Annotated in this window: 21 protein-coding genes; 9 read left to right on the top strand and 12 right to left on the bottom strand. The window is 44.9% G+C overall.

Annotation, left to right across the window (positions count from 1 at the left end):
- The first annotated feature begins 146 nt into the window (after nucleotides 1–146).
- Nucleotides 147–671, top strand: coding sequence for a hypothetical protein (locus tag DOM22_RS01430; RefSeq protein WP_142698681.1), 525 nt, complete (start codon nucleotides 147–149; stop codon nucleotides 669–671).
- 52 nt (nucleotides 672–723) lie between these two features.
- Here DOM22_RS01430 and hmgA read toward each other — a convergent pair whose 3' ends face one another.
- Nucleotides 724–2,007, bottom strand: coding sequence for a homogentisate 1,2-dioxygenase (hmgA, locus tag DOM22_RS01425; RefSeq protein WP_142698680.1), 1,284 nt, complete (start codon nucleotides 2,005–2,007; stop codon nucleotides 724–726).
- 150 nt (nucleotides 2,008–2,157) lie between these two features.
- Here hmgA and DOM22_RS01420 point away from each other — a divergent pair, with 150 nt between their 5' ends.
- A complete protein-coding gene (locus DOM22_RS01420) occupies nucleotides 2,158–2,733 on the top strand; it encodes an outer membrane beta-barrel protein (protein ID WP_142698679.1) in 576 nt (191 codons plus the stop codon).
- A 32-nt stretch (nucleotides 2,734–2,765) separates the two neighbouring features.
- Here DOM22_RS01420 and DOM22_RS01415 read toward each other — a convergent pair whose 3' ends face one another.
- Entirely contained in the window at nucleotides 2,766–3,656 is an 891-nt protein-coding gene (locus DOM22_RS01415) for a phosphate/phosphite/phosphonate ABC transporter substrate-binding protein (RefSeq protein ID WP_142698678.1), read from the bottom strand.
- 126 nt (nucleotides 3,657–3,782) lie between these two features.
- On the opposite strand from DOM22_RS01415, the gene DOM22_RS01410 reads away from it, so the two are divergent.
- The 6 genes from DOM22_RS01410 to DOM22_RS01390 all read left to right on the top strand — a co-directional run bounded on the left by DOM22_RS01410 (nucleotide 3,783) and on the right by DOM22_RS01390 (nucleotide 9,221).
- Nucleotides 3,783–4,091 (top strand): Hpt domain-containing protein, encoded by a 309-nt coding sequence (locus tag DOM22_RS01410; RefSeq protein WP_142698677.1) that lies wholly within the window; start codon nucleotides 3,783–3,785, stop codon nucleotides 4,089–4,091.
- Nucleotides 4,092–4,151: 60 nt separating this feature from the next.
- A complete protein-coding gene (locus DOM22_RS01405) occupies nucleotides 4,152–7,466 on the top strand; it encodes an ATP-binding protein (RefSeq protein ID WP_168196524.1) in 3,315 nt (1,104 codons plus the stop codon).
- Nucleotides 7,467–7,475: 9 nt separating this feature from the next.
- Nucleotides 7,476–7,976: a response regulator gene (locus tag DOM22_RS01400; RefSeq protein WP_142698675.1), complete on the top strand. Its 501-nt coding sequence runs from the start codon at nucleotides 7,476–7,478 to the stop codon at nucleotides 7,974–7,976.
- A 15-nt stretch (nucleotides 7,977–7,991) separates the two neighbouring features.
- Nucleotides 7,992–8,402, top strand: coding sequence for an OsmC family protein (locus DOM22_RS01395; protein WP_142698674.1), 411 nt, complete (start codon nucleotides 7,992–7,994; stop codon nucleotides 8,400–8,402).
- A 93-nt stretch (nucleotides 8,403–8,495) separates the two neighbouring features.
- Nucleotides 8,496–8,618, top strand: a complete 123-nt coding sequence (locus tag DOM22_RS20130; RefSeq protein WP_256373271.1) for a hypothetical protein — start codon at nucleotides 8,496–8,498, stop codon at nucleotides 8,616–8,618.
- A 63-nt stretch (nucleotides 8,619–8,681) separates the two neighbouring features.
- Nucleotides 8,682–9,221, top strand: a complete 540-nt coding sequence (locus tag DOM22_RS01390; RefSeq protein ID WP_142698673.1) for a superoxide dismutase family protein — start codon at nucleotides 8,682–8,684, stop codon at nucleotides 9,219–9,221.
- Nucleotides 9,222–9,310: 89 nt separating this feature from the next.
- On the opposite strand, the gene DOM22_RS01385 is transcribed toward DOM22_RS01390, so the two are convergent.
- From DOM22_RS01385 to DOM22_RS01375, 3 genes are read right to left on the bottom strand one after another with little or no spacing between them, the layout of a single operon-like run.
- Nucleotides 9,311–10,291 carry a fumarylacetoacetate hydrolase family protein gene (locus DOM22_RS01385; protein WP_142698672.1) on the bottom strand — a complete coding sequence of 327 codons (981 nt, stop codon included), beginning with the start codon at nucleotides 10,289–10,291 and terminating at the stop codon, nucleotides 9,311–9,313.
- Nucleotides 10,292–10,300: 9 nt separating this feature from the next.
- Nucleotides 10,301–10,870: an outer membrane beta-barrel protein gene (locus DOM22_RS01380; protein ID WP_246845796.1), complete on the bottom strand. Its 570-nt coding sequence runs from the start codon at nucleotides 10,868–10,870 to the stop codon at nucleotides 10,301–10,303.
- 37 nt (nucleotides 10,871–10,907) lie between these two features.
- A complete protein-coding gene (locus DOM22_RS01375; protein ID WP_246845795.1) occupies nucleotides 10,908–11,588 on the bottom strand; it encodes a hypothetical protein in 681 nt (226 codons plus the stop codon).
- A 105-nt stretch (nucleotides 11,589–11,693) separates the two neighbouring features.
- Between DOM22_RS01375 and maiA the strand changes: the two genes are divergently transcribed.
- Nucleotides 11,694–12,353, top strand: coding sequence for a maleylacetoacetate isomerase (gene maiA / locus DOM22_RS01370; protein ID WP_142698669.1), 660 nt, complete (start codon nucleotides 11,694–11,696; stop codon nucleotides 12,351–12,353).
- A 53-nt stretch (nucleotides 12,354–12,406) separates the two neighbouring features.
- Here the strand turns inward: maiA and cyoE are convergent, their stop codons facing one another.
- From cyoE to DOM22_RS01335, 7 genes are read right to left on the bottom strand one after another with little or no spacing between them, the layout of a single operon-like run.
- Nucleotides 12,407–13,285, bottom strand: a complete 879-nt coding sequence (cyoE, locus tag DOM22_RS01365) for a heme o synthase (protein ID WP_142698668.1) — start codon at nucleotides 13,283–13,285, stop codon at nucleotides 12,407–12,409.
- Between the two features lie 4 nt (nucleotides 13,286–13,289).
- On the bottom strand, nucleotides 13,290–13,631 hold the full coding sequence (locus tag DOM22_RS01360) for a cytochrome C oxidase subunit IV family protein (protein WP_142698667.1): 342 nt from the start codon (nucleotides 13,629–13,631) through the stop codon (nucleotides 13,290–13,292).
- A gap of 2 nt (nucleotides 13,632–13,633) precedes the next feature.
- The gene (locus DOM22_RS01355; protein WP_142698666.1) at nucleotides 13,634–14,296 is read right to left on the bottom strand and encodes a cytochrome c oxidase subunit 3 family protein; all 663 of its coding nucleotides are present in this window, start codon (nucleotides 14,294–14,296) and stop codon (nucleotides 13,634–13,636) included.
- Complete coding sequence (ctaD, locus tag DOM22_RS01350; protein ID WP_142698665.1) at nucleotides 14,283–15,896, bottom strand: cytochrome c oxidase subunit I; 1,614 nt, start codon at nucleotides 15,894–15,896, stop codon at nucleotides 14,283–14,285. The genes DOM22_RS01355 and ctaD overlap by 14 nt, the downstream gene beginning before the upstream one ends.
- A 12-nt stretch (nucleotides 15,897–15,908) precedes the next feature.
- Complete coding sequence (gene coxB / locus DOM22_RS01345) at nucleotides 15,909–16,865, bottom strand: cytochrome c oxidase subunit II (protein WP_142698664.1); 957 nt, start codon at nucleotides 16,863–16,865, stop codon at nucleotides 15,909–15,911.
- Nucleotides 16,866–16,871: 6 nt separating this feature from the next.
- Nucleotides 16,872–17,753: an SCO family protein gene (locus tag DOM22_RS01340; RefSeq protein ID WP_142698663.1), complete on the bottom strand. Its 882-nt coding sequence runs from the start codon at nucleotides 17,751–17,753 to the stop codon at nucleotides 16,872–16,874.
- Nucleotides 17,754–17,768: 15 nt separating this feature from the next.
- Complete coding sequence (locus DOM22_RS01335; protein WP_168196523.1) at nucleotides 17,769–18,302, bottom strand: cytochrome c; 534 nt, start codon at nucleotides 18,300–18,302, stop codon at nucleotides 17,769–17,771.
- Nucleotides 18,303–18,373 lie beyond the last annotated feature (71 nt).

Here is an 18,373-nt window from a genome sequence, read left to right as displayed (position 1 = left end):
TTAACCATAAATAAACACGGACTGATAGTAAAGACCCGCGCCATCCTGACAAATCCCGATTTGTCAGACGTAGGATATTCATTAAGAATCGTGCAAATAAGACAAAGCCTATTGCCTTTTTTGTCGAGGTGCCTAATATCGGGCTCATGAACAAGGATTTATTAATCGCATTCGCTTTGGGTATTTTGGTGGGCTGGGGAGTTTTTAAATTCACCACTCCAAATCCTACATCTGCAGGAACCGAAATCGCACAGGTGGCTGCTGAGGACAGCGCTGCCCCTGGACAAAACAATGAACTTCCCGGCGGGGATATTCCACCACCTCCTGAAACAGCGGAGGCAAACATAGCCGCTACGCCGAACGGGACCCCGATGGCAACTCCGCCAACAACAGGTGAAGTGGTTCATCGCAATATCAACTTGGAGCTGACAGAAGACGCGGTGGACATGCTTGAACAAAGCATCACGGATCTGCACCAATCAGTAACGGTTGAGCGAGACAATGAAGGTTTCATTCTTCACTTTGATAATCCCGACAATTATTTTGCGAGCATAGGCCTAGCAAATAACGATCGCATCCCGTTCACACAGTTCGAAGAAATGCGCCAAAATCCTGAGACTCAGGAACTTGCCAGCCGAATCGAAACTTTGCTTTCAAATTTAGAAAAATAAAAAAAGGGCTCCACAAAGAGCCCTTTTTTATTTTTTAAATTTTAAACTCAGTCTATTTGAAATACTTTTTAAAACCCTGCCAGCAAGATTGATAATCTGCCTGCAAGAAATCTTTCCCCATTGCGAAATCAGTCACTCGATACGGAGAGCGCGATTCAAACATGAACGCCATTGTGGCCGTCAAACGAATCGGCTTCAGATCCGCATTGCTGGCTTTTTCAAAAGCATCCACATCCGGTCCATGCGCGGAATAGAAGTTATGAAGACTGCCGCCGCCAGGAACAAAGCCGCCAGCCGTTTTCGCGTCGTACTCGCCGTAAATCAAACCCATGTATTCACTCATGCAATTGCGATGGAAATACGGAGGACGGAAAGTATTTTCCGCCACCATCCAGCGTGGTGGGAAGATCGCAAAATCCACGTTCGCTGTTCCTGGCGTCTCACTTGGAGAAGTCAGCACCGTGAAGATAGAGGGATCTGGATGATCGAAGCTGACGGTATTGATAACGTTGAATTTTCTTAGATCGTATTTGTAGGAAACGTAGTTCCCATGCCAAGCCACCACATCCAGTGGTGAATGAGTCATTTCTGCCGCCCACAACTGACCCGCGAATTTTCCGACCAATTCAAATTGGCCTTCCAAATCTTCGAAAGCTGCTTTGGGTGTCAGGAAGTGACGACGGTGAGCTAAACCATTTGCACCAATCGGACCCAATTCAGGAAGCTGAAAAGGACTGCCGAAATTTTCACCGATATAACCTGTGCATTTACCAGCACCCAATGGGTTCACCTGGAATTTCATTCCACGTGGAACCACAGCGATTTCGCCCGGCTCTGCTTCAATCACGCCGACTTCAGTTTTCAACTGAATCGATCCGGATTGAGGAACGAATAGGAAATCTCCATCAGCATTCATGAAGTAGCGTTTCCCCATGGCTTTATTGAAAGAATACAAATGCACATCAATACCGCGATGATCTTCGGCACCACCCGCTCCACAAACTGTACGAATTCCTTCAACGAAATCAGCATCGCCTGATGCTGCCAAAGGATTCCAACGCATTTGATTGGGATTGATGTGTTGAGGTTTCATGAAAGTTTTCGCCGTCAGTTCTTGCAACGGTACAAAAGCTTTATGAACAACAGATGGACGAATACGATATAGCCAGGAATAAAGATTATGATGTCTTGGCGCTGTGAATGCAGAACCACTTAGTTGTTCCGCATAAAGTCCCATAGCTACTTTTTGTGGAGAATTTTGATCCACAGGCAAAGCACCGGGACGAGCCTCTGAAGAAAAATGATTTCCGAATCCTGACAAATATTGATTTTCCATAGGTCATGATAATCAGGTTTCACCTACCAAAGTCAATAAATCGCCACAACACCCACCCCGGTTTGACAGCGGGGCTTGTCCACTGAGTGATAAAACACAGTGCGACGTTAATTCAAACTCGCAGTAACCTGTTTCCCATGGAGGTCACTCATGAAGTTATTGAAGTTGGCATTTACGGCTGCTGTTCTTCTTTTTTCCACGCAATCCATGGCGGCAGGATTCTATTTCGAACCTGCAGTTTTTTATGAAAGCGGAAAGGGCAACGTCGACATCGACAATTCCGAAGCAACAACTAAGGGCATGGGTGTCGATTTAAAACTGGGCATGCACTTTGTGGATCACATGCTGTTTGTGGGAGTCGATGGGTCCTATTCCAAACCAAAATTCAAACACGACAACACCGGTTACGAAGCCGACGCAACCTCCAGCACATACGGTGGGATTATTGGTGTGCAGACTCCCCTGCTTGGTTTACGCTTTTGGGCTGGATATGTTGCCGGCGGCACTTTGGATCCCGAGGAAAGCGGTATATTTGACGTCAAATTCGACGAAGCCAAAGGACCTAAATTCGGAGTAGGAATTAAGATCTTCCTGGTCGCAATCAACTTTGAGTACATGGATCTGAAATACTCAAAAGGAACAGGCAACTGGGGTTCTATCCCAAGCCTTGATGACTTCGGCAATAAAGTCAGCATGATCAGCGTAAGCCTGCCTTTCATGTTCTAAGGCCACTTCGGCAAAGCCGTATTGTAGATCATCTATTTTACGAGATCCTGTGCATTCTTACCCAGATTGAGCAGGATCTTGCGAACCGGGTCAAATGTCTGATCAGTACAGTCTTTAAAATTCGTAATGTGATAAAGCTTACGCAAAGTCTGCTTTCCATTTGGAGAAGCGGAAAAATTCTTAAGCGCTTCCACCAATTTCTTTTGCTGTTCAGCCGGAAATCCCGCACGAAATACAACCGGATCACTCGGAATAGATCCCGTCATCGCAATGATTCGTACTTTGTCAAAAACATCTGGAAATTGAGTGAGCACCAAACGGCGTGCATCCTGAGGTTTACCGTCTTCTGCGGGAGTATGATAAGTTGCTCCCGCATCCACTTGGCCCTGATAAACCATGCTGACAACGCTGTCGTGCTTGCCTGCGAACACTAATTCTCTCGGCTTCACACCAGCATCCTTTAAAAGTGTTGCTGGCAGAACATATCCAGACGTCGACGCGGGATCGACGTAAGCCATTTTCTTTCCGTTGATATCTTTAAGAGATTTAATTTTGGGGTCTCTCGCAATAATCTGACCCCAATATTCAGAACGACCATTGTTTTCACCAATCAAAACTGCATTAGCCTGGTACTTGTCGTGAGCCAATATATATCCAAACGTATTGATGATCGCGAAATCAACTCGCTGAGATCCCAAGCCCTCAATAACAGCAACGAAATTTGCTGGAACTTGAATCTTCACGACTAAGTTCGTTTGATCGCGCAGCCACTGCTCTAAAATTTTCCCGTTTTCTAACAAAACGGCTGCATCTTGTCCGGGAACCAGAGCAAAATGAATGGGATTTCCTTCCGTACCCAACTCGCGCTTTGACGTGCAAGAAAGCGCGGAGAATAGCGTTAGAAAAATGAGTATTTTCTTCATAAAATCAGCCCTATACATGGTGTGCAGAGAGGAATTTACCGTTGATATTAAATCTATGCAATAAACGCCTTCGTAAACTAAATTTTATTGTAATGAGAACCACTAAAAAGGATAACCGACCCATCTATGGCAAAAATCAAAGTAGAAATCGACGCTGATCTTCAAGATCTGATTCCGCAGTTCACCGAGAACCGCAAAAAGGACATTTTGACCCTTGAAGAACTCATTGGAAAAAATGATCTTCCCGCCATCGCGGCTTTAACCCACAAAATCAAGGGCGCTGCTTCCAGTTACGGTTTTATGCAATTAAGTGAAATTGCTGCTCAAATGGAAAAGCTCTCCAAAAACAACGAGGGCACTCAACTTGCGGCCCTTGCCCAAGACATGAAAAACCATTTTGAAAATATCGAAATTCAATTTGTTCCGATGTCCTAGAGCAAGATGACAATACGGGTTAGGATACTTCTCTTTACACTGCTCATTGTTACTGGAGCCATGATTGCCGCCGGAACAATGGGCTATAAAGTGGGTACTTCCTCACTCCAAAGCGGTCATTCGGAGCGTTTGATTCAAATTCGACTGAACCGTGCTCAAGCTTTAAAGACTGATCTTGAAAATCTTGGCAATAACTTGCTCGTCGCTGCCGAGATGGGCCGAGTGCGCGATGCAGTTTTATCCTTCCATGCAAACTTTAAGAAAATCAATGACGGCACCAGTGAAATCGCTCCGGCGAAAGACATCCGCATTGTCAGCTCTTATTACAAAAACAAACCTGGTTTCGAGGAAGAAAAAAATATTGCCGCTCGCCTAAGTAAGCCCGCGGTGATTCTGCAATCGATGATTTTGCAGGAGGCTGAAAGAAATGAAAGCACTCCCCGCAACGTCACGGCTTTAAAAACCATCGATCCTTATGGTTATTTCAAAACTCACGGCGATATTCACACTTTCATGTCAGATTATGCCGATCGTTTTCAAATGGCCGATGTCTTATTGATCGATAAGGACGGCGTCGTCGTCTATTCAGTGCAAAAAGGTTTTGAACTGGGTGCCAATCTAAACACGGGCATCTTCAGCGCAACACGATTAACGGATGTTTATCGGTGGTCACAAAGTGCGCCTCCGCAAACATTTCGCTTCTTTGACTTTGCTCCGCTGGCGGGAGTTCTGCCTGAGTACGTTTCTTATATTGCGGCACCGATTTACGACCAAAAAACCTATATCGGAACTTTAGTTTTTCAAATCGCGCTCGATCGTTTCGATCAAATCCTTAGCGATAATTTTCAATGGAAGCGTTCGGGCTTACGTGAAACTGGTGAAGTGATCGCATATGGTCCTGACGGATATATGCGCAACAACTCTCGTCTGCATTATGAAAATCCAGGCGAGTTCCTAAAACTATTATCCAGCGCAAATAAGTCCCAGGTCCCGCAACTGGTCAAAGACAGCGGCACTACGGCGATGGCTGTAAGCTTGCCAGCCGATAAAATTCGTCACTACTTACGTAATGACGACATCGTGGAAACCGGCACTGACTATTTGAATGCAGTCAGCCTAATGTCCATCGGGAAAGTACAACTTCCTGGTGGCGTCGAGTGGGCGCTGGTGGCGAAGTCGAATTTCAACGAGACGACAGGCCCGATTAATCACTATCTGATTATTTTTGTGATCATTGGCTCCCTGTTCCTTTTGATTTCTCTTTTGATCGCCTTTTTCTTTTCCAAACAATTGATCCAACCCCTGAACTTCCTGCATTCCCGCATCAGCACTCAGGGTAATAAAGTTCAGGAAATCAGTTATTCCTCCCAGGACGAATTTGCGAATATCTTTAAAGACTTCAACAAGCTTGCAAGTTCCTATGGCCAAGAACAGCAGGAGAAAACAGTTCTAGAGCAAGTCGTGCGCACGCTTAACAAAGTGATGTTCATGGTGGAAATTATTCCTGGCTTTGGTGGCAGCTTAAAAGCCATTATCCGCAAATCCAATCCGATTGCGAACGAACTGATCGGCACTCCCGAGGCAGCACTTGTTGGGTCGGAGTTATCTTTGTGGTTAGAGATTGATCTTAAAGACCTGATTGACCAGCAAAGAACTGAAGCCCATTTGAAATGCCTTTCTGGAGAGCGCATTCCACTGGCTATCACCACTGTTCCGATGAACAACTCTGCAGGACGCGAAAGATTCGTGATTGTCGGAGGTGACTTGCGCTGGAAGCTCGAGGCGGAACGCGAACTTCGCATGAAGGAAGATTTACTGAAGGCTTCTCAGGCAATTTCTAAAACCGGGTCCTTCCGTTGGGATTTCCGTCTGGGCAAAATGATTTGGTCAGATGAGCAGTTTAAACTCTTGGGTTTAAATCCCAACGAAGTTCAGCCCAGCTACGATCTTTTCAAAGCCATGGTCCATCATGAAGATGTTCACATCTTAGAGACCGCGCTTAAGCAAGCCGGTTCCGGCATCCGTGAATTCCACTTTGAAGTTCGTGTGCGCAGAGCTGACACCCACGAGTTCATCTGGACAAATTTGATGGGCTTGACTGAATACGATGACAAAAGAAATCCCGTCTGCACTTGGGGTATTAACCAAGACATCACGCAAATGAAAAAAGCAGAACAAGAATTAATTGCCATGAAGGATGAGGCGTTAAAATCATCTTTGGCGAAATCTCAGTTTCTGGCTCACATGCCCCATGAGATTCGTACCCCAATGAATGCGATCATGGGTATGGCCGAGCTTTTAAAAGATACCAAGCTTGATCCTGATCAGCGCTATTACTTAACGATCTTCCAAAAAGCCAGCGACGTACTGATGACGTTGATCAATGATATTCTGGATCTATCCAAGATTGAAGCCGGTGAAGTTTCTATCGAAAATATTTCGTTTGAGCTTCATAAGATGATGACAGACGTCCAAGAGATGATGCGTCCTCGTGCACAAATCAAAGGAGTCGAGTACTCTTTTGATATCGGTCCTGGCGTCAGCACATTCCTGATGGGTGATCCAACCAAATTACGTCAGGTTCTGATCAACTTGGTGAGCAACTCGATAAAGTTTACTGAGCGTGGTGAAATCAAAGTCACGGTTGTTAAGAGTCCGACCAAGAAAGACAGCCTTCTGATCAGCGTCAGCGACACTGGTGTCGGTATCGCTCCGCAAAAGCAACATTTGATATTCCAGAAGTTTTCCCAAGCCGACAGCTCGATCACACGGCGCTATGGTGGAACGGGGTTGGGCCTGGCAATTTCCAAAAGCCTTGTCGAACTTATGGGTGGTCAAATTTGGTTTAAGAGCCGTGAAAACGCCGGGACAACGTTTTTCTTTACGGTTCCTTACCGTGAACAGTCCCCAGGTCTTCAGCTAAAAACTGTACGAATGCCTGAAACCAGCCTGCTTTCATTTGCTGATCAAATAGAAGCTCGTGAACTGGACAAATTCAGAAAAATTCGTATCTTGTTAGCTGACGACACGGAAGACAATCGCATTTTATTTACGCACTTCTTTAAGAACCAGCCGTTTGAAATAATTGAAGCGGAGAATGGACTTGAAGCAGTAGATAAGATAAAATCGAACGAGTTTGATATCGTCTTTATGGACGTTCAAATGCCAGAGATGGACGGCTATGCCGCTACGGCGATTATCAGGGAATGGGAACGCACGACTCAGCATTCACACATCCCGATTATCGCGCTGACAGCACACGCCCTTTCTGATGACAAACAAAAGTCCTTAAATGCGGGCTGTGATGATCACGTCACAAAGCCATTTAAGAAAGACGTTTTGCTGGGCGTGATTAACCGTTACACGATGAACTAAGGATTCGAGATGAACCCACAGGAAGAAAAAAGCAGATTGCTGATTGTTGAGGACGACGCAGATATTCGCGAGCTCCTTAAACATTTCTTGAAAGAGTTCGTCGATGAAATCGTTGAGGCAGAAAACGGTGCTGCAGCTTTACAATACGTAAAGACTAAAGAGTTCGATACCATTCTATCGGACATCGAAATGCCCCAAATGAACGGTCTAAAGTTTTTGGCTTACGTTCGCTCATTGGGTCACATGACTCCTTTCGTGGTTCTGACTGCACACGGAGATCATGCTCGCGCCCTGGAAGCACTTTCCCTGGGAGCCTTTGACTTCATCACCAAAGATTCAAAAAGAAAATTCGTTATCGAAAGCGTTTGCTCTGCTATCAAAATCGGTCGTGAAATGAAAGCCTCAAAGGGCGACGCTATTCAATCCACACATCTTCGCAAGCTTTACAACGACATGTCTAAATCATCAGAGATGCGTCTGCGTAAAATTATCGACCAGATGTCTAATTAGTTCCTGGAAGGTCCCATGGTTAAATCAACGACTCACTATCAAGGTGAAAAACATTGTGAAATCACGCATGAACCCTCCGGCGCTCGAATTGCCACAGACGCACCTAAAGACAATCATGGTAAGGGTGAACTTTTCTCTCCGACAGATTTAGTTGGAGCCGCGATGGGTAGCTGCATGCTAACCACGATGGCTATTCACTCGGAAAAAGACGGCATCGTTCTTAAAGGTGCTTGGGCTTCTGTTGAAAAAGAGATGATTGCAAATCCTCGAAGAATCGCAAAATTAAATGTAGTCCTACATTTGCCAATGAGCATTCCCCATGACTATCGCAAGAAAATCGAAGGCTTTGCCTTGGGTTGCCCCGTGAAAGAAAGCATGCATCCGGATATGCAAATTCCTGTGTTATTTCACTATGATATAGCATAGCTGCCTTATAGCATTTATCTATAAGGCCAGTAGATTTAATCAATTGGATCTATAATCTAGAACACCCGATACTGAATAGGTAAAGGGGGCGTTATGACTACGCTTGGAACTCGCGCATTGCTTGCATCTAAAATCAGAACTGGACGCAAAGTCTTAGCATTTTACATTGTCACCTTTGTAGCGGTGGAGCTTATTCGTCTAGTTGCGAATCAATAAATGACAGCTTGATAAAAATCTGTGACCATCTTTTCATGTAAAACCACTAAAGGGAGAATCAACATGAAAAGATTTATTGCACCAGTCCTTGCGGCATTACTAATTGGCGCTTGCGCGCACAAAGAGGAAGCTCCAGTTGTAGCTGCTCCGCCACCACCTCCGCCACCGACAAAAGCTCAAGCTGTATTAAAAGCAGCCAAAGGCTCAAAAATTAAAGGTGTCGTTCACTTCACGGAAGAAAATGGCGAAATCAAAGTAGAAACAATGATCGATGGTTTGAAAGCCGGCCCTCATGGTTTCCATATTCACGAAGTTGGAACTTGTGAAGGTGATTTCACTTCAGCTGGTGGCCACTTCAATCCAACAAGTAAAAAACACGGCTCACCAACTGGTACAGAACGTCACACGGGAGACCTGGGTAACTTGATGGCTGATAAAAAAGGTAAAGGCAACACGACTATGACTTTGAAAGCCGCTTTAAATGGCCCAGAAGGCATCATCGGTAAATCTATCGTTGTGCACAAAGGTAAAGATGATTTGAAATCCCAACCTGCTGGCAACTCGGGACCTCGTGAAGCTTGCGGCGTTATCGAAGCAATGTAATTTAAGCCGTATCTTTATAGCTAAATTAGAAACAAAAAATGCCGGGTCCCCCGGCATTTTTTTTGATATCAGCACTAAAATTTCGTTCGCTAGACGGAACGAACTTTCTGAGAAATTTTCCCAAAGATATTTTCACCTTTAGAATTATTCATCTGCATCTGAATCGTATCGCCGGCTTTCATGAAAGGCGTTTTGATAGATCCTGTTTCAATTTGTTCAATCATTCGTTTTTCAGCCAAGCAGCTGGAACCCTTTGAATGATCTTCATTAGAAACCGTACCGCTGCCAATCAGTGCACCCGCTGGCAAATTGCGTGTTCTGGCTGCATGAGCGATCAATTGACCAAAGTGAAAATGCATCGCACCGGCATTGGCTTTACCAAAGAACTCACCGTTGTAAGTCACATCCAATGGCAAATGAACACGGCCATCTTTATATCCCTCTGCCAATTCGTCCGCTGTAACAGCAAACGGCGAAAGCGCTGAAGCTGGTTTACTTTGGAAGAATCCAAAACCACCGGCAAGCTCTTCAGGGATCAACCCACGCAAAGATACATCATTGATCAATACAAAAAGCTTGATGTGCTTTAGTGCCTCGTCAGGAGTTACACCCATAGGAACAAAATCAGTAATCACTCCCACTTCGCCCTCAAAGTCTGTTCCATGCGCGAAATCACGTTGCGGAATATCTTCGGTCGGTGCCAGGAACTGCCCACACTCCCCTTGATACATCAAAGGAACTGTAGACAATGTTTCTGGCAATGGAGCATTACGAGCCTTACGTACAAGCTTAATGTGATAGATGAAAGCAGAACCATCCGCAAATAACCATGTTCTTGGCAGTGCAGAATGGAAGTCCTTTTCATTCACTGGGAAGGCAGCAGAAGCTTTGCCTTCGTTCAAATCATTATACAATTTTTTCAAATCAGCTTCTTTCGCAGACCATTTTTCCATAGCCTCGCGCAAGTTCGGAGCGATATGAGTCGCTTTAACCGCCGTTTTCAAATCACGGCTGATCACGCACAGATCACCGTCCAAACTTTGAGCTGATTTCAGAGAACCTAATTTCACAAAATATCCTTAGTCAAAAGTCAGTAGCAAGTTTGCGCCAACTGCGCGGTAGTTTTTAAGATCGTGGCTGTTTACAGTGACAACTTTTCCGCTGGCACTTTCAAAGTAAACATTCACACCGAAATTCGGAGAAAATTTAAAGGCTGCGCCCACCACCAATGGAATCAATGGAGAAGTCACATCGCCCATCGTGCATCCATTAGCGCTACATTTTTTATCCATGTTGATCGCAAGATTCACGCCCAAGTACACGCCCGCATAATCTTCGAATTTGTACATGATATTGAAAGGGATATCGACATAGTTCATATCAATTTTGTTTTCGATACCGCTGTTTTTTTCAGTCAAAGGACGTTGTGTGTAAAGTAAACCCGTACGGATATTCCAAGCGCCTGAAATTGGCATTATACCAAACATACCCACTTGCATGGCTGTTTGAGAATCAGTGGATCCACCAGTTGCATCTGTATCACCAGATTGGCTGCGCATACCCGCTTCAATTCCGTAATTAAGACCAGCGAAAGCTGCAGAAGAGAAAAGACCTGAAACGACAAGTAAAGACAGTGCCAGTTTTTTCATAAGAACTCCTTGTGGGCATAGTCTCCCACAAGTTTTTCTATTTATCAAAACACCAAACGGCATTCAGAGCCATTTCATTGAGGGCCGGAATACTGGAAACCTGGCTGTGTTCTAAAGCCAAGTGATGAGGTTCCACGGTGCCACGCGCTGCTAAAACAATAAGAAGCAAAGGCAATACGATGCGCAATGCCATCTCCCCATAGGATCCCTTTTGTGGAGAATACTCATCCTTCCACTGGCCGAACTGCATGCCTCGGATCATCATGTAACCTAAAGAAAACAAAATCACTGTGCTGACCGTAAAGAAGATCACCTGATTAGTTTGCAACGCATGCATCTGCTCCCAGGTCAGATCCGGCGTCCAGTTGAAATACTCCGCAAACCTCATGCGCCGCCCATGGTGAGCATAAGTAAAGAAGTCGACGAAAGACATCACACAGATAATAAACCAAATGATCGCAAAATAGATTTTATAAAGAACGAAAATCCAATTCGGCCACTTTTCTGAAATAGCCTGAATCATCAAAATGAAATAGATCGGCAGCAACAGAAAACCAAAAATCAGGATATCAAAACGGAAACCCGCCACAAAAGATTGAACGATTTCCAAAAGAGTTGCTTGTTCAACTTTGGCAAACGCAGATAAAAAGAAAAGGTTCAGTCTGAAAAGACTCATGAACAGAACCATGGCAAGAGACAACTTCGCGAGCTTAACCATTACCTTTGAGGAAAAGCGTAGCGAAAAGATAAATCTGCTTGGCATTAAAACGCCCTTTGATGAGAATCTGAGTTGTTAATTATGCGCCTCAACAGGAGTTAGTATATGACCTCGTTCGTTCTTTACAACTATTTTCGAAGCTCCACATCCTTCCGCGCCCGCGTGGCCTTTCATTTGAAAAACATCCCCTTTGAATACAAGCCCATCAACTTACTAAAGGATGAACAGCACTCTCCGGACTATCGCAAACTAAATCCCTTAGGCGGAATTCCGACGTTAATTCACGATGGTAAAATCATTCCCGATTCGATGGCGATCCTTGAATATCTGGAAGAGATTCACCCCTCACCTTCAATCATGCCCAAAGACCCCTATCACCGCGCTCGCGTTCGTCAGGTTTGCGAAATCGTTAACGCCTCCATGCACCCTTATGGAAACTTGAAAGTTACGAAATACCTCGGCGAAACCCATGACTACTCTCAACAGCAAAAGGACCAATGGGTTCAAAAATGGGTGATGCAAGGGCTGGATGCTTTGGAAAAAACATTACCTGAATTTGCCGGGAAATACTGCTTTGGCGACGAAGTCACCATGGCTGATATTGTTCTATATCCGCAGATCATCACTTGTCAGCGCTTCCACGTGGACCTTTCAAAGTATCCAACTGTGATGAAGATCTTTGATAACTTGGATAAGCACCCGATGTTCATCAAAGCTCACTTCAGCCGTCAGATTGATACACCGGAAGACTTACGCCAACCCTAATACGACCCTGGAATTAGCCAAAACAAAAAAGCCCGGGTGACCGGGCTTTTTCATTATCTATTTTCAGTGATCAGAAAGTGCCATTTATCTACAACCGGGATTATGATGAAAATCAGCATACTCACGTTGAGCCACATAAAGAAAGCCAACCAACGTTCCGTCCCGTGAGATTTGTAGTAGCGGTAAAGCTCCTGCAAAACTTTGAAAACGAAGGGAATAGTCAAAAGGATGTATAACCAGCTTGCATGAACGAACAAGGGAGCTGCCAAAGCGACGCCCACGTATGCAAATGTCCAAAGAGCGATTTGCTGAAGAGTCTTATCAAGACCGCGAGCTACTGGAAGAACCGGAATATTACCGGCTGCATAGTCATCTTTATAACGAATAGCCAATACCCAGAAGTGCGGCATTTGCCAGATGAACATGATCAGAAACAAGTAGATGGATTCAGAATTAAAGATATCAGGGTTTGCTGCCGCATAGCCGATCGTCACTGGCAAAGCACCAGGGATTGCTCCCGGAACCGCTCCGTACGCCCATTTCTTTTTAAGATAAAGAGTGTAAGGACCGTTATAGAAAAGCACGCAGATCAAACCAACAAATCCTGCCATCGGTTGCACCGTGAACAACAACTGCAATCCCACAAACAAGAAGAAGAAAGACAAAATACCCGCTGCTGCTGGCTTTAAACGACCTGCAGGAATTGGGCGATTGGCTGTTCTGGGCATTTTTGCATCGAGCTTATGATCTTGAACTTGATTCAAGGCCAAAGAACCCGAGCTTAAGAAATAGATTCCAAGAAGAGTTTCAAGGATGGCTTTCCAGTCGAAGGGATTTTCGCTTTGAAAACCAGTGGCATAGCCGGCCAATCCCGCAAGAACGGAGAACACGACTATGCCAAACTTAGTAAGATCCGCGTAAGTCTTTAACACGGTCTTATAGAGGACTTACTTCTGCAACGCGAGTCAGGATATCAATCACGCTAAAGAACAGAAGAACTAGCAAAAAGAAGAAACCAGAAGCGAAGATCACACGGTTCATGTTGTTATCGTCCTTCAAGTGCATGAAGTACAACAAAACCAAAGTTGCTTTTACCGCTGCGATCGCGAAAGCGATAACGGCTGCAAATGCACCCAATGCCACGTGGAACTGATGCGCAACTACCGTCAAGATAGTTAGCGCAAACAATGCCCCTGCAACTTTCAAGTACATGGAAGTTGGAGAGATGTGTGGATGAAGAACGTTAGGGTCGTGTTTATGATTATTTGCTGCTGCCATTGTTAACCCACCAGATAAAGAAGAGGGAATAGGAAGATCCAGATCAAATCGACGATATGCCAGAAGATACCAACGCCTTCTACTGGGATCCAGTATTGGGAGTGGAAATCACCGCGAATCGTTCTGATCAACAACCAAGCGATCAAACCCATACCGATCAACACGTGAAGACCGTGCAGACCTGTCATACAGAAATAGAAACCGAAGTACATACCAAGGTTCGCGTGTTCTGCACCCGTTTTAGCCATATCCAAGAAACGACCTGGATAGAAGCCCATGTGGAATTTATGTGTCCACTCGAAGTATTTGATAACCATGAAAATCGCACCGCAAAGGATCGTGATTGCCAAAGCCATCGCCGCCTTTTTGATTTGATTACGCTGGATCAACTGAATCGAGATCGCCATTGTGAAAGAAGAGAAGATTAGAACCAGGGTATTGATGAAACCCAATTTCCAATCAAGCTGTTTAGCCCCTTCAGCGAACATCTCTGGATAAATCGCATGGAAGATTCCGTAGCCGACCAAAAGTGCGCCGAACATAAGGATCTCGGTAACCATGAACAACCAAATACCTTGCTTACCGCTGTCGTATTCTTGAGTCGCATCTTTAAAGTGATGCGACACATGTGCTGCGTGTGGATTAGCTACATTATCTGTACTCATAAGGCCCCGCTGTTACTACTGGTTCAACATCGAAGTTAAATTGTGGAGGTGGAGAAGAAGTCTGCCACTCAAGAGTTTTACCGCCCCAAGGATTCGCCGGAGCTTTATCACCTTTTCTGATACCTTGTACGATCGTGTAAAGACCGATCAAGAAACCAGTAAGGATCAACCACGAACCTACAGTCGACACTTTATTCAAGTGCTCATAGTTCGGGATGTAGTCGAAATAACGACGTGGCATACCCATCGCGCCCAAGATGAATTGAGGGAAGAACGTCACGTTGAAACCGATGAAGATGAACACGAAAGACATACGAGCCGCTGCTTCGCTGAAAGTCTTACCGAACATTTTCGGGAACCAGTAATAGAAGCCACCCATCAACGCCATCAAAGTACCACCCACCATCACGTAATGGAAATGGGCTACCACGAAGTATGTGTCATGGAAGTGAACGTCAATTGGAAGAACCGCAAGCATGATACCAGTCACACCACCGATTGCGAACAAGAACAAGAAACCCAGAGCGAACAACATTGGAGAGTCGAAGCTCACAGAACCTTTATAAATTGTCGCTACCCAGTTGAACATCTTGATCGCTGTTGGAACCCCAACCAGCATCGTGATGAAAGAGAACAAGATACCTGCAGTTGCTGACTGACCAGAAACGAACATGTGATGTCCCCATACGAAGAAGGACACCGCCGCGATACCTAGAGAAGAGTACGCGATCGCTGTGTAACCAAAGATCACTTTGCGAGAGAACGTTGTGATCAATTCAGACACAACACCCATCGCTGGAAGGATCATGATGTAAACCGCTGGATGCGAGTAGAACCAGAAGAAATGTTGGAACAATACCGGGTCACCGCCCAATGCTGGATCGAAGATACCAACACCGAATACTTTTTCAGCGGCCAACAACATCAACGTGATACCCAAAACCGGAGTTGCCAGCATTTGCAGAATCGCAGTTGAGTAAAGTGCCCAAACGAACAAAGGCATACGGTGCATTGTCATGCCCGGAGCTCTTAGTTTGTGAACAGTTACGATGAAGTTCAAACCAGTCAGGATTGAGGACATACCCATAATGAAGGCTGCAATAACCATCATTACTGTCGCTGTTCCTGTACGGATCGAATACGGAGTATAGAATGTCCAACCAGTGTCGATTTTAGTTGTGAAGAAAGTCGCAACTGCCAACATAGCGCCGAACATGAATACGTACCAGCTTGCCAAATTGATCTTAGGGAAAGCCACGTCCTTCGCGCCCAATTGAACTGGAAGGAAGAAGTTACCCAGGATCGCCGGGATACCAGGGATGATAACCATGAAGACCATGATCGCACCGTGATAAGTCAGAACCTGATTGTACGTGTCGCCGTTTTTCAAAACTTGTCCAACACCCGCGGTTACATTTGGAGCGAAAAGCTCTAAACGAAGAAGCAAGGCCATAACCCCGCCGATGAAGAAAAAGAACATAACTGCAATCATGTACATAAGACCGATACGTTTATGGTCAACCGTTGTTAACCATGACCATAGGCCTTTTTCACAATTAATATAATTATCGCCGTGAGCTGATGATGAATGACTACCCATGAGCTACACTCCTTATTTCAAACTCTTAACGTACTCAACCAGAGCGTTAAGTTCGTTTTCGTTAATCTGACCCTGGAACGTTGGCATAACGCCTTTAGGGAAACCTTTTACGATTTTAGCATTTGGTTGAAGGATAGATTCGCGGATGTAGTTTTCATCTGCGATAACTTTTCCGCCGCCATCAACGTCAACTTCGTGACCAAATACCTGGAACAATGATGGACCAACTTTTACAGCAGGATTGTCAACAGAGTGGCAAGATGCGCACGCTTTCAACGCGAAAAGTTTTTTACCACGTTCAGCAATTGGCAATTGGCCTTCTTCTTGGCCTTCTTCCATGTACTTGTCGAACTCAGCGCGAGTTACAACACGTACTTTACCGATCATACCGGAGTGAGTAGTACCGCAGTACTCAGCACAGAAAACGTGGAATTCACCAAGTTTTTCAGCGCGGAACCACAAAGCAGTATAACGACCTGGTACGGCGTCTTGTTTAATACGGAAGCTTGGGATGAAGAATGAGTGGATCACGTCTTGAGAAGTCAAAAGCAACTTCACGTCTGTGTTCACTGGAACAACTACTTCGTTCACAGCTTTGAAACCGTTTTTGTATTCGATTTCCCAAGCCCATTGTTTACCAAGAACGTTAATTTCTAACGCGTCTTTCGGCATAGTTCTCATGCCGTGGTAAATGTACCAACCCCAGGCGAACACCGCTAGGAAGATCACAAGTGGAATAAATGACCACAAGAACTCCAACGCTGTGTTGTGAGAGATGTATGCTGTTTTTTCGTTTTCAGATTTACGTTTGTACTTAAGTACAAAGTAAATCATCCCGCCGATAACCAGCACGCAGGCGATGAAACTTGTAATCAGCAAGAATCCGTAAAGATTGTCCACCTGCTTGGCAATCTCGGTTCCTTGCGTTGGCATGAAGGATTGGGCCTTCGCAATATTAAACCACATCATGTACCTTTATCTCCCCGCCACATTTTTCTTCGCTCTGCGAGAGCGAATATAAAGCGGCAATAACCATAAAACCATCACCAGAAGCATCACTCCCCCGCCCATTTTCATGATTGAAACTGCGGCAAGCGAGTACTTGCTCTTGTGTGGATCATACTGAAAACAATAAAGCACTAGGCTATCTACAAAGTTTCCGATCTTTCCTTCGGTTGCTTCGTTCAAAGCCAACTTAATATCCTGCTGATTAAACATAATCCCAGGAAGATAGCGAGAAACCGTGCCTTCAGGAGACGCGACAACTGCTGCTGAAGCATGTGCCCACTCCTTTTGAGTTTCATCCCATCTGAACTTAAATCCAATAGCTTCTGTCAAAGCTCTTACTTGTTGCTCGTTTCCGGTCAAAAAGTGCCAGCCCGACTCGGAACCCGGCCGATCATAAAGCTTCATATAAAGCTCTTTTTTATGAGCGGCGATTTCCGGCGTCTCTTTCGAGTCAAAACTGATAGCGACTACTTTAAATTTGCCACCAACAGTCCAATTCTTATCCATCACTTTGAGTGCATCTGTCAGACCGTTCAGGTGAAAGTTGCACAAACCAGGACAAGAAAAATACACAGGCGAAATAATCACGGGGTGTTTTCCGTCAAAGAAGTCGCCGAGTGCGACCTCTTTGCCAGTTTCGTCCTTAAACTTCATTCCCAAATCGAGCTTCTTGCCCAATTTTTCTTCGATCCCAACTCCCTGAAGCTCGCGAGCTTTATCACCCGCCGCCATGCCGGCTTCAGTTCCGTTGTATGCGAAAGTCGTTGTCACTGAAAACAAAACGAGAACGGTTCCAGTCAGAACTATTCCCATTTTTTTTGCTTTCAAAACCAAACGACTTTTCAGCATTAAATAACTTCCTAATTATTTTGCGGTTTTTGCAAACTCAGCAACTTTAGCAGGATCGTCTTTAGATTTATTGTTAGAGATAGAATTAATGAAGTGAACAACAGCCCAACGATCAGCCGCTTTGAAGTGACCGAATGCTGCCATTGAAGTGTTCGGGATACCATTCGTAACCACTTTAAAGTGATTGATGATACCTTCACCTTGCGTCCATTTACCTTCAACCAAGTTACGTGGTTTAGGATTCAAAGCCGCACCCGCAGCACCATCACCGTGACCAGTGTCACCGTGGCACATAGCACAGTTTGTTTTGAAGAATTTTTGACCGTACGTGATCATTTCAGGAGTTTCAACCCATGGTTCTTTCACAGTCGTGATATCAAACACGGGACCTGTCGCTGCTGCTGGAGCATTCGGATCGATAACGTTTTCTGCCAAATCCACACCTTTGTTGACTACAACTAGGTAGAAGAAAAAGGCGAATACAAACGCCATAGAAAACATGAATGCAAACAAACCACCGCGGTTATAATGATCTTTATTCTCAGACATAGGCTGGCACTCCCAAAGGGCGGACGCAAAAAAGTTTTGTCACAGTATTGTAATATAATCTAAGTTAAGTA

Source organism: Bdellovibrio sp. ZAP7 (assembly GCF_006874645.1).
Taxonomy (GTDB): Bacteria; Bdellovibrionota; Bdellovibrionia; order Bdellovibrionales; family Bdellovibrionaceae; genus Bdellovibrio.
This window is presented reverse-complemented; position numbering and strand designations above follow the sequence as displayed.

Excerpts from the sequence above, each read along its gene's own strand:
- DOM22_RS01430 (WP_142698681.1), top strand. The coding sequence starts at position 147 with ATGAACAAGGATTTATTAATCGCATTCGCTTTGGGTATTTTGGTGGGC.
- hmgA (WP_142698680.1), bottom strand. The coding sequence starts at position 2,007 with ATGGAAAATCAATATTTGTCAGGATTCGGAAATCATTTTTCTTCAGAG.
- DOM22_RS01420 (WP_142698679.1), top strand. The coding sequence starts at position 2,158 with ATGAAGTTATTGAAGTTGGCATTTACGGCTGCTGTTCTTCTTTTTTCC.
- DOM22_RS01415 (WP_142698678.1), bottom strand. The coding sequence starts at position 3,656 with ATGAAGAAAATACTCATTTTTCTAACGCTATTCTCCGCGCTTTCTTGC.
- DOM22_RS01410 (WP_142698677.1), top strand. The coding sequence starts at position 3,783 with ATGGCAAAAATCAAAGTAGAAATCGACGCTGATCTTCAAGATCTGATT.
- DOM22_RS01405 (WP_168196524.1), top strand. The coding sequence starts at position 4,152 with ATGATTGCCGCCGGAACAATGGGCTATAAAGTGGGTACTTCCTCACTC.
- DOM22_RS01400 (WP_142698675.1), top strand. The coding sequence starts at position 7,476 with ATGAACCCACAGGAAGAAAAAAGCAGATTGCTGATTGTTGAGGACGAC.
- DOM22_RS01395 (WP_142698674.1), top strand. The coding sequence starts at position 7,992 with ATGGTTAAATCAACGACTCACTATCAAGGTGAAAAACATTGTGAAATC.
- DOM22_RS20130 (WP_256373271.1), top strand. The coding sequence starts at position 8,496 with ATGACTACGCTTGGAACTCGCGCATTGCTTGCATCTAAAATCAGAACT.
- DOM22_RS01390 (WP_142698673.1), top strand. The coding sequence starts at position 8,682 with ATGAAAAGATTTATTGCACCAGTCCTTGCGGCATTACTAATTGGCGCT.
- DOM22_RS01380 (WP_246845796.1), bottom strand. The coding sequence starts at position 10,870 with ATGAAAAAACTGGCACTGTCTTTACTTGTCGTTTCAGGTCTTTTCTCT.
- DOM22_RS01375 (WP_246845795.1), bottom strand. The coding sequence starts at position 11,588 with ATGGTTAAGCTCGCGAAGTTGTCTCTTGCCATGGTTCTGTTCATGAGT.
- maiA (WP_142698669.1), top strand. The coding sequence starts at position 11,694 with ATGACCTCGTTCGTTCTTTACAACTATTTTCGAAGCTCCACATCCTTC.
- DOM22_RS01360 (WP_142698667.1), bottom strand. The coding sequence starts at position 13,631 with ATGGCAGCAGCAAATAATCATAAACACGACCCTAACGTTCTTCATCCA.
- DOM22_RS01355 (WP_142698666.1), bottom strand. The coding sequence starts at position 14,296 with ATGAGTACAGATAATGTAGCTAATCCACACGCAGCACATGTGTCGCAT.
- ctaD (WP_142698665.1), bottom strand. The coding sequence starts at position 15,896 with ATGGGTAGTCATTCATCATCAGCTCACGGCGATAATTATATTAATTGT.
- coxB (WP_142698664.1), bottom strand. The coding sequence starts at position 16,865 with ATGATGTGGTTTAATATTGCGAAGGCCCAATCCTTCATGCCAACGCAA.
- DOM22_RS01340 (WP_142698663.1), bottom strand. The coding sequence starts at position 17,753 with ATGCTGAAAAGTCGTTTGGTTTTGAAAGCAAAAAAAATGGGAATAGTT.
- DOM22_RS01335 (WP_168196523.1), bottom strand. The coding sequence starts at position 18,302 with ATGTCTGAGAATAAAGATCATTATAACCGCGGTGGTTTGTTTGCATTC.